The sequence below is a fragment of the Myxosarcina sp. GI1 genome, assembly GCF_000756305.1.
GTDB lineage: Bacteria > Cyanobacteriota > Cyanobacteriia > Cyanobacteriales > Xenococcaceae > Myxosarcina.
The window spans coordinates 33,258-47,747 of record NZ_JRFE01000015.1 but is presented as its reverse complement, the minus strand read 5'-3'; the positions used below and the strand labels follow the sequence as shown (position 1 = coordinate 47,747).

At 38.9% G+C, this 14,490-nt stretch carries 7 protein-coding genes; 6 read left to right on the top strand and 1 reads right to left on the bottom strand.

Annotation, left to right across the window (positions count from 1 at the left end):
* Positions 1 to 138: 138 nt before the first annotated feature.
* From KV40_RS10800 to KV40_RS10780, 5 genes are all read left to right on the top strand, one after another.
* The gene (locus tag KV40_RS10800; RefSeq protein ID WP_036480988.1) at positions 139 to 2,781 is read left to right on the top strand and encodes a glycoside hydrolase family 10 protein; all 2,643 of its coding nucleotides are present in this window, start codon (positions 139 to 141) and stop codon (positions 2,779 to 2,781) included.
* A 969-nt stretch (positions 2,782 to 3,750) separates the two neighbouring features.
* Entirely contained in the window at positions 3,751 to 5,043 is a 1,293-nt protein-coding gene (locus KV40_RS10795) for an NF038122 family metalloprotease (RefSeq protein ID WP_172657271.1), read from the top strand.
* Positions 5,044 to 5,374: 331 nt separating this feature from the next.
* Positions 5,375 to 8,353, top strand: coding sequence for a filamentous hemagglutinin N-terminal domain-containing protein (locus KV40_RS10790; RefSeq protein WP_172657270.1), 2,979 nt, complete (start codon positions 5,375 to 5,377; stop codon positions 8,351 to 8,353).
* A gap of 75 nt (positions 8,354 to 8,428) precedes the next feature.
* Positions 8,429 to 11,026 (top strand): CHAT domain-containing protein, encoded by a 2,598-nt coding sequence (locus KV40_RS10785; RefSeq protein ID WP_036480984.1) that lies wholly within the window; start codon positions 8,429 to 8,431, stop codon positions 11,024 to 11,026.
* A gap of 68 nt (positions 11,027 to 11,094) precedes the next feature.
* Entirely contained in the window at positions 11,095 to 12,351 is a 1,257-nt protein-coding gene (locus tag KV40_RS10780; RefSeq protein WP_036480982.1) for an FGGY-family carbohydrate kinase, read from the top strand.
* Between the two features lie 25 nt (positions 12,352 to 12,376).
* Here KV40_RS10780 and KV40_RS10775 read toward each other — a convergent pair whose 3' ends face one another.
* Positions 12,377 to 13,117: a response regulator transcription factor gene (locus KV40_RS10775; RefSeq protein WP_036480980.1), complete on the bottom strand. Its 741-nt coding sequence runs from the start codon at positions 13,115 to 13,117 to the stop codon at positions 12,377 to 12,379.
* A gap of 530 nt (positions 13,118 to 13,647) precedes the next feature.
* On the opposite strand from KV40_RS10775, the gene KV40_RS10770 reads away from it, so the two are divergent.
* The gene (locus KV40_RS10770) at positions 13,648 to 14,367 is read left to right on the top strand and encodes a heme oxygenase (biliverdin-producing) (protein ID WP_036480978.1); all 720 of its coding nucleotides are present in this window, start codon (positions 13,648 to 13,650) and stop codon (positions 14,365 to 14,367) included.
* The last annotated feature ends 123 nt before the right edge of the window (positions 14,368 to 14,490 follow it).

Here is a 14,490-nt window from a genome sequence, read left to right as displayed (position 1 = left end):
TATATGGTAAAAGTTTTATGGTCAAGATTACCGATACAGACTCGCGACTAGCATGACTATAATAAGTGATTGTATGTTTTATTTTTATACAAGTTAAGCTAAAAAAAGCACAAATCATTAGGTTTTAGGGAGTATTTTGTGTTAAAAAATGCCAAACAGCAACAGCTATTTAACTTAAAGCTAAATATTTTTACCAAACAAAACAGTATACTTCTTAAACCTTTCTTTTTTTTTATACCCTGGCTCTTGTCTGCTAATTCCGCTTCAGCAGCAAATGAAGTGCTTGGCGTAGTTAAAAGTCAAGAAAATGCGAATCGATGGCAAGAAATAACCGCTCGCTTACATCAGTCGGGAGTAAAGTACTGTACTGTAGATGTTCGCGAATGGCAATCGCTCGAAGATTTAGGCGATGTCGAAGCATTACTATTGCCTAATGTAGAAACTATTGATAACCTACAGGCAGAGTCATTGCAACAATGGATGAATCGAGGCGGAAAAGTAATTGTCGCTGGTGCTACGGGTAATTCATCGAGTTTTTCCGTTAAAGAGCAGTTACACTCTTTGTTTGGTGCTTATTGGCAATCCGATCTTGCTACTGCTCCTTTAAGACTTACTGCCGACACACCAGTAGAGTGGTATGGTAGATCGCCATTAGCCCGTACTTTTAGCGGCGGAAAATTGATACCTACTAATAATAGTCAAACGGCTGCAATTTGGAAAACAGTAGATGAGCCAGCAGCAGCAGTAGTTACCGAAAATAGTATCTTTCTCGGTTGGCAGTGGGGAGATAGTTCGATCCCCGCCAGTCTCGATCGCGCCTGGATAACAGCTGCTCTCGATCGCTATGATATTGAAACCAATCGACTGTTTGTTCCTACATCTTTTGTCGAACCAAAGCCGTGTCAAACTAGTAAACCGCTTTTGTTTCCCAGTCAGGAACCAACGCAGTCTTTATTACCAGAATCTCGCTTTGGTTTCCGTTTGGAACCCGCTCTTTCTGACGAGCAAGTTACAGAGATGACAAGCGAACTGACTGGATTGATCGGACGTTTTGAAGCTTCTCTTTTAACTGCCAACGCCAGAGAAAGCGATATCGATCTTTCTACCAGCAAAGTTATCGAACAGTTACTCAGCAGAAAAACTAAAAATATAGAAAGATCTGCGCTCGCTAAAGATCGCCAAAGTAGCCGAGTATTAAAAACAGCTAAAGATAATTTGCAGCAGTTTGCCTACCTAATAGAGAAACGTAACTACACTCAAGCCAAACAACTGTGGTTGGATGCCAGAAATGCTCTATGGGATAACTACCCAACCGACAGACATTTAGCGCAAACTGAAGTCAGAGCGATGTGGTTAGATCGCGGTACTATCGTCAAAGCCAAATCTAAGTCAGATTTAGCCAGAGTTTTCGATCGCATGGCACAAGCAGGTATCAATACGGTCTTTTTTGAAACTGTTAACGCCGGATATACGATTTATCCCAGTCAAGTTGCTCCCGAACAAAATCCGCTAACTAAGTATTGGGATCCGCTACAAGCAGCAGTCGAACTAGCTCATGAAAGAGGCATGGAATTACATGCCTGGGTATGGGCTTTTGCTGCCGTAAATCAACGTCATAACGTCATTCTCAACTTACCAGAACGTTATCTTGGTCCCATATTATCTCGATTTCCCAACTGGGCGACAAGCGATCGCGGCGGCGAACGTTTTCACTATAATTCTGGTAAGGTCTTTCTCGATCCTGCTAATTCACAGGTCAAGCTCTATCTCTCTCAATTACTAGAAGAAATTGCCACCCGCTACGAAGTTGACGGTATTCATCTCGACTACGTACGTTATCCTTTTCAAAGTCCTACGGGAACACTCACCTATGGCTATGGTATGGCTGCCAGACAGCAATTTTTTCAGCAGACGGGAGTAGATCCGATGACGCTGCAACCAGGCGATCGCCTGTGGTCGCAGTGGACGGGTTTTCGCATCAGACAGATCGATAACTTTATTTTTTCTGCTTCTCAAAAACTCAAGCAACAGCGTCCCGAACTTATTATTTCTACAGCAGTATTTCCCATGCCACGTTTGGAACGCTTAAACAAAATTCAGCAGAATTGGGAAGAATGGATCGAACAAGGCTGGATCGATATGTTAGTTCCTATGACTTATGCCTTAGATACAGAAAGGCTACAAAAACTAGCTGGTTCTGTCGTCGATAGTTACGACCGCAGCAAAGCATTATTACTACCAGGCATTCGCTTACTCAACGTTCCTAATGTAGTAGCGGTAGATCAAACTCAATTATTGCGAGGAATGTCAACAGAAGGCTTCGCTCTATTTGCTGCTGAAAATTTAAATCCTACTTTAGAACGTGTTTTTAGTCGCACCAATAAAAGTTCTAACACCGATTCAGAACCACTGCCTTTTCGTCAGCCATTTCAAGCAACTCTATCTCGCTATCAAAGTTTGCAAAGAGAGTGGAATTTTACTATCGACAACGATCGCCTGGCAATCAAACCTATAACTCTCAAGCAGTGGGGAGAAAGTGCTGATGAACTAGCTATAGATTTAGAACGGCTAGCAGAAGAACCTTCTACCAAAAATCTTTTTGCTTCTCAGGTAGCTCTTGCCTCGTTTCGCCGCCAATTTTCTCAATGGATGAAAGAAACTAAAAGTATTGCTCCCTATCAGGCAGAAGTTTGGCAAAATCGTTTGAATACTTTGGATCGTCTTTTGAGTTATGGAGAAAAAAAGTTACCAGACAGCGAAGAACAAACTTTTTCTAATTAGCGATCGCGCTCGGTTAGTTTTTTTATCTAACATACTTCAACGAAAAATTTTGCTGTTAAATATTAGCTGAATTATCTAACAAGCTTCAGCCATTTTTTTGTCGCGATTGGCGGTTGCGTAGCAAGTCGTAGACTCAGCCAGCGGCAAAGCCGATAGCGGCAAGCATCTATAGACTGACATCAAATATTATCGCAGTACTTGGATTGGTTAAGACGAGTTGATTTACTTGCTCGTAAGTATTTAACAATGAACAGCGAACAATTTTTCATTACTCCCGTTTTTATTAACGAATAGACAGCATTAGCTATTTTATTCGAGACAAAATAGTAATTGCAGTAAAAACACGGATGAATTGACAAATTTTATTTTAAAATTGTTCGATTGTAAGGTAATAGCAACTATAATTTTGTATTTATTTTGATTGCGCCACAATTGTCGTACTTAGTTCGCCAGTAAATATTACAAATATCAAGACTTATTTTTTAAACTATTTTTTTAAAATAGCTGCAACTATAGGTAAATAAATATTTTACTTTAATACTTCGTTGGTTGAAATTTAGGTTGCGTAGTTGCTTGGTCTAAACCGCATCGACATTGAAATGAGGAGTTTTTAAGTTAGCGGTGCGACCCCGCGCGATTTTATCGCGCAAGGGAACGCGTACCTCCCGAAGGGCAAGTAGCAATTATATTCTGCTGTTCTACTTGTTTCATCTCCGATTYAAAAACTACGGTTTTCTATATAGACGGAGTTTAGTTTTTTCGATGCTAATACTATTTTTAGTTTAAGTATTTCTACGATACAAACAAAAAATAATAGTTGTTTTTTTTACTTAATTTTTATTTTTAACAATCAAAAATTTAATTCTTCTTTACCTAAAAAAACAGCAGAAGAAATACGATTTATTTAAATAAAGAACAAACAGTTATCGATTTTTCTGACAGTATTAATGAGGTAAAAACATGGAAGAAATGAATATTGGTACTGAATTTAACTTTACTTATGCTCCTGGCGTAAGTTTCGAGCAAATGATTGGTTTTGAACTCGCAGGGCAATTCTGGTCGAGTCATCTTAGCGACAACGTTAGTATTAATATCTTTGTAGAAATCAGCGATGCACTCCCTGAAAATGTCATTGGCGGTGCTTTACCAGGTTTTGAAGACAATGTATTGTATAGTGATTTTCGCAACGCTTTAGAAGCAGACATTACTTCCAAAGTCGATACTTTGATTAACAACAATCAGCAGCTAGATAGAAATAGTTACACTGCATATTTTGATAGTCAATTCGAGGATTTAACTGGTTATAAAGTTGAAAATAACCAACATATGGAAATGACTCGCGCCAATGCTAAGGCTTTGGGTTTGATTAATGGAGACAGTTCAGAACTAGATGGTTATATCGTAACTCGCAACCTCGATGGTTCTGGCGAAAGCGGTTTGGAAAGCTTGGCTTGGAACTACGAATATACTGATAGTTCTGTAGGTAGCGATCGCCTCGACTTTTTGAGTGTTGCCATTCACGAAGTCGGTCACGTTTTAGGATTTGTTAGCGGTGTAGATCGTGATGGATGGTTGACTACAACTAGCGATTTCAAAAAAAGTAAAAAAGAAGCTAAATACTACGACAAACTGGAAGGTAGTCTGAATAATGCTACTCCTGTAGATATGTTGCGTTATTCCCAAGAAAGTAATTCCATGAGTGGTGCCGAAAACTGGATCGATATGTCTGTTGGTGGCAACCCATACCTATCCTTTACTGGTTCGAGTGGAGAAGCAATAGCTTACTTTTCAACTGGCGTAGATACAGAACTAGGTGGCGATGGTTATCAAGCTAGTCATTGGAAAGCGATGGACGAAGCAATTGGCATTATGGATCCGCGTCTGAAAACTGGTCAAAGAAGAGAAATTACCCAATTAGATTTGAGTCTTTTTGATGCGATCGGTTGGGATCTAAAGACTGAAAATACAGAACAACCTAATATAACTACTTTATATCTTCAAGCTCAAACTTTATTAGCCGATAAAATGGAGGTGAGCTTAGATTGGATGACAGCTAATCCTGATGAAAGCGCAGAAATATTAACGCCAGAATTTGTAGACATTGACGGCAATGGTTACGACGATCGCAACGAGCAAGTAGTAGAAATGCTTATTGACAGTGGCGAAGTTTACAATGGTGGTAAAGCCTACAATTGGGGATGGTGGAATCCTTATGGTTGGGGGTGGTGGAATCCTTATGGACAAACTATTACTTTCAGCTAAACCATATAGTAATCCTAAATTATTTGTGAACAGTCAAATCTCTGTATAGGGAACAGAGAATAGGGAACAAAGATTTCACGATTCACTCAGGATTGCTATATTTTAGGTTAATTACACGTAACGGAATATTAATAAGTTCATGTAAATAGGCAAATTTCCTAAAACATCTTTTGAACTATCGTTACTAGCCACTTTTTTTTAAATTACTATTTTGAACTTAATAGAAGCGAATTTTTTTTTGGTTGCTTGTTATTTTTGACAAAATTTTGGGAATCTTATGTTTAGTTTTGCGCATAGACGCGAAAATCAAGCTAGATTTCATAAATGTTATATGCAGCAGCTTAATATTCTTCTTTACAGTTCAAGGTTTTTAGAGCAATTAAAGAAATATTGGTTGTTGCCAGCGGTTTTTCTACTCTCAATCTTAGAAATAAATAAAATTGCTTTAGCGCAAGTCGTTCCCGATCGCACTCTTCCTAATAATTCTGTAGTTGACTCTACCAAAAATCTTACGACTATTACTGGTGGTTCGAGAGCAGACACCAATTTATTTCATAGTTTTGAAGAATTTTCGGTTATTTCAGGCGAAACAGTTCTTTTTGACAATGCTTTAAATGTTGAAAACATTATCAATCGCGTTACGGGAAATTCTATATCTAATATCGATGGCTTGATTCGTACCAATGGTACTGCTAACTTATTTCTAATCAATCCTAATGGCATTATTTTTGGGAGTAATGCAGCTTTAGATATAGGAGGTTCCTTTGTAGGTAGCACTGCTAATAGTATTCAATTTCAAGATGGTAGTGAATTTAGTAGTTCTACAAAAGCCGCTTCTCCGCTATTAACTGTCAGCATTCCTATCGGCTTGCAAATTGGAGCCAACGCGGGAAAAATAGTTGTACGTGGAACGGGTAATAATCTAGCCATCAATCGAGATTCTTCTTTAAATAGAAGCAATCGTTCTTCTGGAATTCAAGTACCTAATGGCAAAAGTTTAGCTTTAGTTGGTAACAACATCAAGCTAATAGGTGGAAACCTAACAGCATCAGAGGGCAATGTTGAATTATGGTCGGTTAATAGGGGCAATTTATCGCTCGACCTCAATCGTGATGAGTTAAATATTATTAATGCTACTTCAGAAAATCTCAGCTATCGAGATATCCTCCTTTCCAAAGCCTCTTCTATAGACACAAGTGGTAGTGCTGGTGGCAATACTATAGTTCGCGGACAAAACATTGCCATTAAAGATGGTTCGGTAATACTAACAGATACTTTAGGAAGCGGTTCGGGGGGAAATCTGAGTGTCAAAGCTACAAATTCATTAACTGTAAGCGGAATTTCCTCTCAAACCCCGATTTTTAGTGGTTTATTTGCTGAAGTTACTCTAGAAGCTACGGGTGACGGTGGAAATATAAATCTTGAAGCTAGCCGCTTAGTAATAAGTAAGGGAGGACAAATATCAACCAGCACTTTTGGTTTGGGCAATGCCGGCAACTTAAATGTTACAACCAAAAACATAAAAGCAAGCGGCATATCTTCTTTTGGTCCTAGTGGCTTGTTTGCTGCTGTTGCTCCAGGAGCAAGAGGAAATGGAGGTAATGTAAATCTTGAAACAGACGGTCTAAAAATTGCTGAAGGCGGTCAAATTCTAACAACTACTTTCGGATTTGGCAAAGGGGGAAATTTAAATATAAAAGCTAAGGATATTCAAGTAATTGGTGGAACTAAATTTGGTCCAAGTAATCTTGCTTCTACGGTTGTTAAAATACCAACTTTGCCAGAACCTGTAGCGGCTTTTTTAGATGCTGGTATGGGAAATGGAGGAAATTTGAATTTAAAAGCAGAAAAATTGCAGGTTGCTGATGGAGGTCAAATTTCGGTATTTACAACGGGTTCAGCAACCGCAGGAAATTTAATAGTTAATGCTAAAAATATAGAATTATCTGGCTTTAATCAGTTTGGTCGCAGTGGTTTACTAGCTGGCACATTTCAAGATATTGGTGATGGTGGCGATTTAAATATTATTACTGATAGATTATCTATCAAAAACGGAGCGGTTATTAGTGCCAGTAATTTTCAAAGTTTGGGAACAGGTATACCAGGAAAAGGTAAGGCAGGTAATATTGCCCTCACCGCTCGTTCTGTAGAATTAAACAGCACTACTTCAGATATTGCTAGTGGCATTACTGCTGCTACCAATAGCGGTGGGGGAGGTAATATTACTCTAAAAGTTGCCGAAAAACTCACTCTCGGTAACAACAGCGAAATTTCAGCAGAAACCAGAGGTAAAGGTGATGGCGGTAGTGTAGAAATTTTTACCGATACCTTGCGTCTAAAAGATAGTGGCTTGGTTAATACCAGCACTTCAGCAGAAGGCAATGCTGGTAGAGTAAACATTAAATCTAATACAATTACTTTCTCAGGTTTAGGTAGCGGTGTTTTTAGCGAAGTAAAAGATGCTGCTACGGGCGACGGTGGAAACACTGCAATTACTGCTAAAAATTTTAATTTAAGCGATCGCGCCCTGGTTTCTACTAGCAGTAATGGTCTGGGTGATGCTGGCAGTATAGAGATCGATGCCGACACAGTAAACCTCGATCGCAGCAAAATTATTACCACCGCTACTCAGGCTGGAGGTGGCAACATTAATTTAGTAACAGATTTTTTATATTTAGATAACGACAGCGAACTCAGCAGCAGCGTTTTAGGCAACACTGGCGGTGGGGGTAACATTTTTATTGACAGCAACTATATCATTGCCGATCGCAATAGTGATATTAGAGCTAATGCAGTTAAAGGAACTGGCGGCAATATAGATATTGATTCAGAAGTCGCCTTACTTTCTCTTGATAGTGAGATCGATGCTAGTTCTCAACTAGGACTAGATGGAGTAGTAAACATCAATAATTTAGAATTAGACGAACAAATCGGCATGGTACAGTTACCCGATAATATTGTCGATCCTACTGCTTTGATTTCGAGCCTTTGTCTTGTAGAAGAAGGTGACGTTATGGCAGTTACTGGCAAAGGTGGTTTGTTGGAAAATCCCAGTCAAAGTCTTAGAGGTGAATCGGTTTGGGAAGATTTACGAGCTTTATCTCTCGCAGAGCGAGATAAATCGTCAAATCCTGCCAAGTATGGCGATGGCTCTTCTCAAATTGTTGAAGCTAAAGGATGGCAGGTTGACTCACAAGGAAACATCGAATTACTCGCCCATCTTCCTCAACAAAACGACCGAGATTACTGGCAATTATTCAATCAGTGTCGGAAAAAGGTACAACGGCAATCGCATCATCACACACCCTGACCTTTGGTCAACAGCAATTTTTTAGTTCGATCTTTCTAAATCAATGTCTAGATAGCCAAGGACGATAAGCTTAAAATGAATAAATTGCCGAATAAGAAAATAAAGTTAATTCATTTTAGTCTTTGGTCGATACTGCTAGGTTTTAGTGCGATCGCTCTAGTAACGCCAGCATTAGCTAAACTGCCTTCAGCAGTAATAGAAAATTCAAGCAATTTGAGTGTAGCAAATAGACCAAATTTACTAGAGCAAGGTAAAGCTGCCTATGAAGCTGGAAGATATGTAAAAGCAGATGAAATTTGGCAACAGGCTTACAGACAAGCTGAAGAGCGAGACAATATTATAGAACAAGCTATTAGCCTTAACTATTTAAGTTTGAACAATCACAAACTCGGTAACTTGCCTCAAGCCGAGCAATACATCTCACAAAGTGTGCAACTATTAGAACGACACACCTTAGAAGAGAAAAATTTACCAATACTAGCTAGAGTATTAAACACGCGAGGTAGAATTTTGCTGGCAATGGGTAAAGCAGAAGCCGCGCTTGAAAGTTGGCAACAAGCAGCCAAAGTTTATCAACAGGTGGGAGATGAAGTGGGTATGCTTGGCAGTCAAATCAATCAAGTTCAGGCTTGGCAAAGCTTGGGTCTTTATCGCCGCTCTCAAAAGACACTACAGCAGATTGGCGATCGCCTGAAAGCACAGGCAAATCTCAAACTAAAACTTACGGCACTGCGTAGCTTGGGCATCACTTTACAAGTTACTGGCGATTTAGAACGCGCAAGGGAAGTCTTACACCAAAGTCTGGCAATTTCTCAAAAGCTAAATTTGCCTGAAGAAACCAGCACGACATTATTTAGTTTGGGTAATACCGCTAGAGCTTTAAACGAGAGAGAAAGCGCGATCGCATTTTATCTACAGGCAGCTACTACTACATCGCAGCCATTGCTAAAGACTGAAGCTCTATTAAATCAACTCAGTCTGTTAATTGCTACCGATCGATGGCAACAAATAAAAACACTATTGCCACAAATTCAAACCAACGTTACCAATCTATCTTCTACACCAAGCCGACGTTCGATATATGCCAACGTTAATTTTGCCAAAAATCTAATTGACCTGGCAGCAAAACCTGGTATTCGAGAACATACTACGGCGATTGATGAGTTGTTAACAACTGCGATCGCGCAAGCACGGCAACTCAAAGATATTCAAGCCGAGTCTTATGCTTCTGGCATTTTGGGTTATTTTTACAAACGACAGCAACAATGGTCGCTTAGTAAAAAATATACCGAACGAGCTTTACAGCTTGCAGAAGTAGTCAATGATTCAAATCTCAGCTATCAATGGCAGTGGCAGTTAGGAAGGTTATTGGCAGTTAAAGATAATAATTATGGTGCGATCGCCGCTTATTCGGAAGCGGTTAAAGAGCTAGAATCTCTACGTAGCGATTTAATACTTACTAATAACAATCTTCAATTTTCTTTCAGCGAAAGTGTCGAACCAGTGTACCGCCAGTTAGTCAGTTTGTTGTTAAAACCGCAACAAAACCTTGCAGTAAGTCAAGAGCGTTTAATACAGGCGAGAAATACAATTGAAGCTTTGCGTCTAGCCGAATTAAACAATTTTTTTCGGGAAGCTTGTTTGGAAACCGAACCAAAGTCAATTGAAAATATCGATCCTCAAGCTGCTGTAATCTATCCAATTATTTTAAGCGATCGCCTGGAAGTAATTATTAGTTTGCCAGGGAAACCCCTACGTCACTACTCCCAGCAAATCTCGCAGGCAAAGCTAGAAACGGTTATTGAGGAGCTACGACAAACCGTTCAAATTCGCAGTCGGCGCAAATTCTATCAGCCAGCACAACAATTATACGATTGGATAATTCGCCCTGCTTTAAAAGATTTTGCTGAAAACAACATTAAAACCTTAGTTTTTGTTCCTGACGGTTCTTTACGCAATATTCCTCCGAGCATGTTTCATGATGGCGATCGATTTTTAATCGAGCAGTATAGTGTGGCACTCACTTCAGGTTTGCATCTACTCGCTCCAATACCTTTAAAAACAACAAAAATGCGTACACTGGCAGCAGGAATTACCTTACAAAGAAGGGGTTTTTATGGTTTAGAGTATGTCAACAACGAACTGGAAAACATTCGAGAGCAAACTAATAGTGTCGTACTTAAAAATGAAGAATTTACTAAAAATACACTAAGAGAAAAAATTGAATCGTCACGGTTTAAAGTAGTTCACATTGCCACTCACGGACAGTTTAGTTCCAATCTAGAAGATACATTTTTGTTAGCGTGGGACGATAATATTAACATCAAGGAATTAGAAGAAATTCTGCAACAGCCAGAAGTAGATCGTCGATCGGTTGAATTGCTAATACTCAGTGCTTGTGAGACTGCTACAGGAGATAAGCAAGCTGCTTTGGGTATAGCTGGAATGGCGGTAAAAGCTGGAGCTAAAACTACGCTGGCTACTTTATGGTCGGTATATGACGAGTCTACTGCTGTGGCAATGAACAATTTTTATCGGCAACTTACTAACTCTGAGAATAAAACAAACAAAGCTTTAACTTTACGTCAAACACAATTGGCTATGATTAACTCTTCTAGATTTACCCATCCTTTTTACTGGTCGGGTTTTATTATGTTAGGAAATTGGCTGTAAAAATATCTTGTATCAATTTTCGTGCATTTACGAGAGACTTAAAATGGGATTGATAAGAATATCTAGTAATGTCTTACTATTTAGGAATCGATTTTGGTACTTCTGGTGCGAGAGGAATTGTTATTGATGATGAGCAAACAGTTAAAAAGACCGTAAAATGTTCTTTTAACAAGATAGCTGCCGATAAATTAATTTATAGCTGGCAAACGGCTTTATCTGCTCTTTTGTCTCAAATTCCTCAAGAAATAAGTCAACAAATTAAAGCGATCGCGATTGACGGTACTTCTTCTACGGTAATGCTTTGTAATGCTGATGGCGAACCAATTGACGAACCAATTTTATATAATGACGATCGCGGCAAAAGCGAATTAGACAAGGTACGAGCGATCGCACCCGAAAATTCAGTAGTAGTTAGTGCGACATCGAGTTTGACCAAACTTTTTTGGTATGCAAAGCAACCATTCTTTTCTCAAGCGAGATATTTTTTACATCAGGCTGACTGGTTGGCTTATTTGTTACACGGTAAATTAGGCATTAGCGATTATCATAACGCTCTCAAACTGGGATACGATGTTGAAGATTTAAGCTATCCTCAGTGGCTGCAAGATTTGTCTTTTAGCCATTTATATCCTCAAGTATTACCTCCTGGTACTTCCGTCGATAAAGTAACACCAGAAATAAGCGATCGCTTTGCTTTACCTAAAGACTGTATAGTTTGTACTGGAACTACCGATAGTATTGCCGCTTTTTTAGCTAGCGGCGCATCTCAGGTAGGAGAAGCAGTAACTTCTTTAGGTTCGACTTTGGTTTTAAAGTTACTTAGTAAAACTAGAGTTGAAGCAGCAGAATATGGTGTATACAGTCATCGACTAGGAGACTTATGGCTGACTGGCGGTGCCTCTAATACGGGTGGTGCAGTTTTAAAACATTTTTTTACAGACGAAGAGTTAGATAGCCTATCTCAAAAGATCGATCCTGATAGCAAAAGTCTTTTTGAATATTATCCCCTACTCCAACCTGGCGAACGGTTTCCTATTAACGATCTCAATCTGCCTCCAAAATTAACCCCTCGTCCTGCAGGCAATCGCAATTTTTTACAGGGACTCTTAGCAGGTATAGCTCGTATTGAAGCTTTGGGTTATCAGAAATTATTAGAATTGGGTGCTAGTAAGCCACAAAAAATATACACGGCTGGAGGCGGTGCGAAAAATGAAGTCTGGCAGCAAATTCGCCAGCAATATTTAAATTTGCCCGTACTGTCTGCATCTATACCTGAAGCCGCTTACGGAACCGCTTTACTAGCAAAGCGATCGCTCTGTAGCTAAATTGAAATTATAAATATTAAAATTTCTATGCTGAAGCTCTATCTGGTTCGGCAGACATTTCTTCACTACTAGGTAACTCCAAACAGTAACCAGCACCATACACCGTTTTAATATAGCTGGGGTGTCTGGGGTCTGGCTCTAGCTTAGTGCGTAAATGACGAATATGAACGCGAATAGTTTCGATATCGTCATCGGGATCGTAACCCCATACTTCTTTAAGAATTTCAGGGGGCGCGACTGTTTGTCCGTGACGCTGGAGCAAACAATGCAATAGCTCGAATTCTAAATGAGTTAGCTTGACGGTACGTTGAAACCAAATTGCTTCAAACCGTTCTGGTATCAGAGTTAAAGGACCATAGTTGAGAATTTCAGAATGTTTGGCTGCTTGAGGTATGCGATCGGCTCGTCGCAGTAATGCTCTTACTCTAGCCAACATTTCTTCTACTTCAAATGGCTTGGTTAGATAATCATCTGCGCCAGCATTAAAACCTTCTACTTTGTCTTGAGTTTGCCCTAGTGCAGTTAACATTAAAACTGGAATATCAGAAGTGCGGTTATCTCGACGCAACCGCTGACAGACGGTAAATCCATCAACTTTAGGAAGCATTAAATCTAGCATGACCAGATCTGGTTGTAGCTGTACTGCTAAAGCTTGCCCTTTTATACCATCTTCTGCTTGATTGACATCATATCCAGCCATCTCTAAATTAATTGAAACCAGTTCTGCTATTGCGGGGTCGTCATCAATTACAAGTATTCTTGGCATTGCTCTATGGTCTATAGTTGGTTTTATAACTCAGTCGATCGAAATCTGGTCTTTATATAAAGTCAAATTAAAAAAATGTAGGATATTTTAAACAATCCTGTATTGATTATAAGCAAAAACGTTCCATATATTTAAGTTTTTTTACTAAATATTGACTATTTGTGTATTTAAGCAAATTTTGATATATTGTTATATTTCTGCCCTTATTGATAAAGTTAAGAGTGCAGTTGAAATTTTTGGCTAGTTTTAAAAATGCTAGCTATAGCATTTACTAATTTAAATTGAGAGTTTATCAAAGTAGGTTATGTCAAACAATAAAACATCTACTTTTTACCTACTAAAAAGTTTTAATAATTTATGTTGACAAACTAAACTCTGAGTCTTGGAATACTTTAACGGCTCGGACAGTGTAAAAATTCTTAATGAAAACTCTCATGAAATCAGTTTAATCTAGCAAACTAGGCATATTTTTAATCTGCTGCTAAATTCAGCAAGCAGACCAAATTAATAACAGCGGAAGGAAATTTAACATGAGTGTAAATTTAGCCACAATGTTGCGTGAGGGGACGAAAAAGTCTCACACAATGGCAGAAAATGTCGGCTTTGTCAAATGTTTTCTCAAAGGTGTAGTCGAAAAAAAATCTTATCGCAAATTGGTAAGCAACTTTTATTTTGTTTACTCGGCAATGGAAGAAGAAATGACAAGATTAAAAGATCATCCTGTTATTTCCAAAATTTACTATCCAGAACTCAACCGCAAAGAAAGTCTAGAAAAAGATCTTTATTTTTACTTTGGTTCTGACTGGAAAGAAAAAATCGAGCTTTCTTCCGCGGGAAAAGACTATGTAAATCGTATTAGAGAAATAGCAAAATCCGAACCAGAATTACTTGTCGGTCATTCATATACTCGTTATTTAGGAGATCTTTCTGGCGGACAAATTCTCAAAAAGATTTCACAAAGTGCGATGAATCTCAGCGATGGCGAAGGAACCGCTTTTTATGAGTTTGAAAATATTTCAGATGAAAAAGCCTTTAAAAATGAATACCGCCAATCCTTAAACGAGTTACCTGTAGATATGGCAACTGCCGAACGGATTGTTGATGAAGCAAATGATGCTTTTGGCAAAAATATGGAAATGTTTCAAGAGCTAGAAGGTAATTTGATTAAAGCAATTGGTATGATGCTGTTTAATACTTTGACTCGCCGTCGTTCTCGCGGTAGCACTGAATTGGTTACTGCCGAACAGTAAAAGCCACTATTTCTGTTTAAATTTTTTACTAGTAAGAACAACCCTGAAGGCTGGGTTTCGGTCAGTAAAGATCGTTATCGAGCATCCAGGGTTGTTTGTTGTTTGGCTATTGTAATACTTCAA

What these genes read in the sequence shown, in the direction of transcription:
- KV40_RS10795 (WP_172657271.1), top strand. Translation starts at nt 3,751, where the DNA reads ATGAATATTGGTACTGAATTTAACTTTACTTATGCTCCTGGCGTAAGT.
- KV40_RS10790 (WP_172657270.1), top strand. Translation starts at nt 5,375, where the DNA reads ATGCAGCAGCTTAATATTCTTCTTTACAGTTCAAGGTTTTTAGAGCAA.
- KV40_RS10785 (WP_036480984.1), top strand. Translation starts at nt 8,429, where the DNA reads ATGAATAAATTGCCGAATAAGAAAATAAAGTTAATTCATTTTAGTCTT.
- KV40_RS10780 (WP_036480982.1), top strand. Translation starts at nt 11,095, where the DNA reads ATGTCTTACTATTTAGGAATCGATTTTGGTACTTCTGGTGCGAGAGGA.
- KV40_RS10775 (WP_036480980.1), bottom strand. Translation starts at nt 13,117, where the DNA reads ATGCCAAGAATACTTGTAATTGATGACGACCCCGCAATAGCAGAACTG.
- KV40_RS10770 (WP_036480978.1), top strand. Translation starts at nt 13,648, where the DNA reads ATGAGTGTAAATTTAGCCACAATGTTGCGTGAGGGGACGAAAAAGTCT.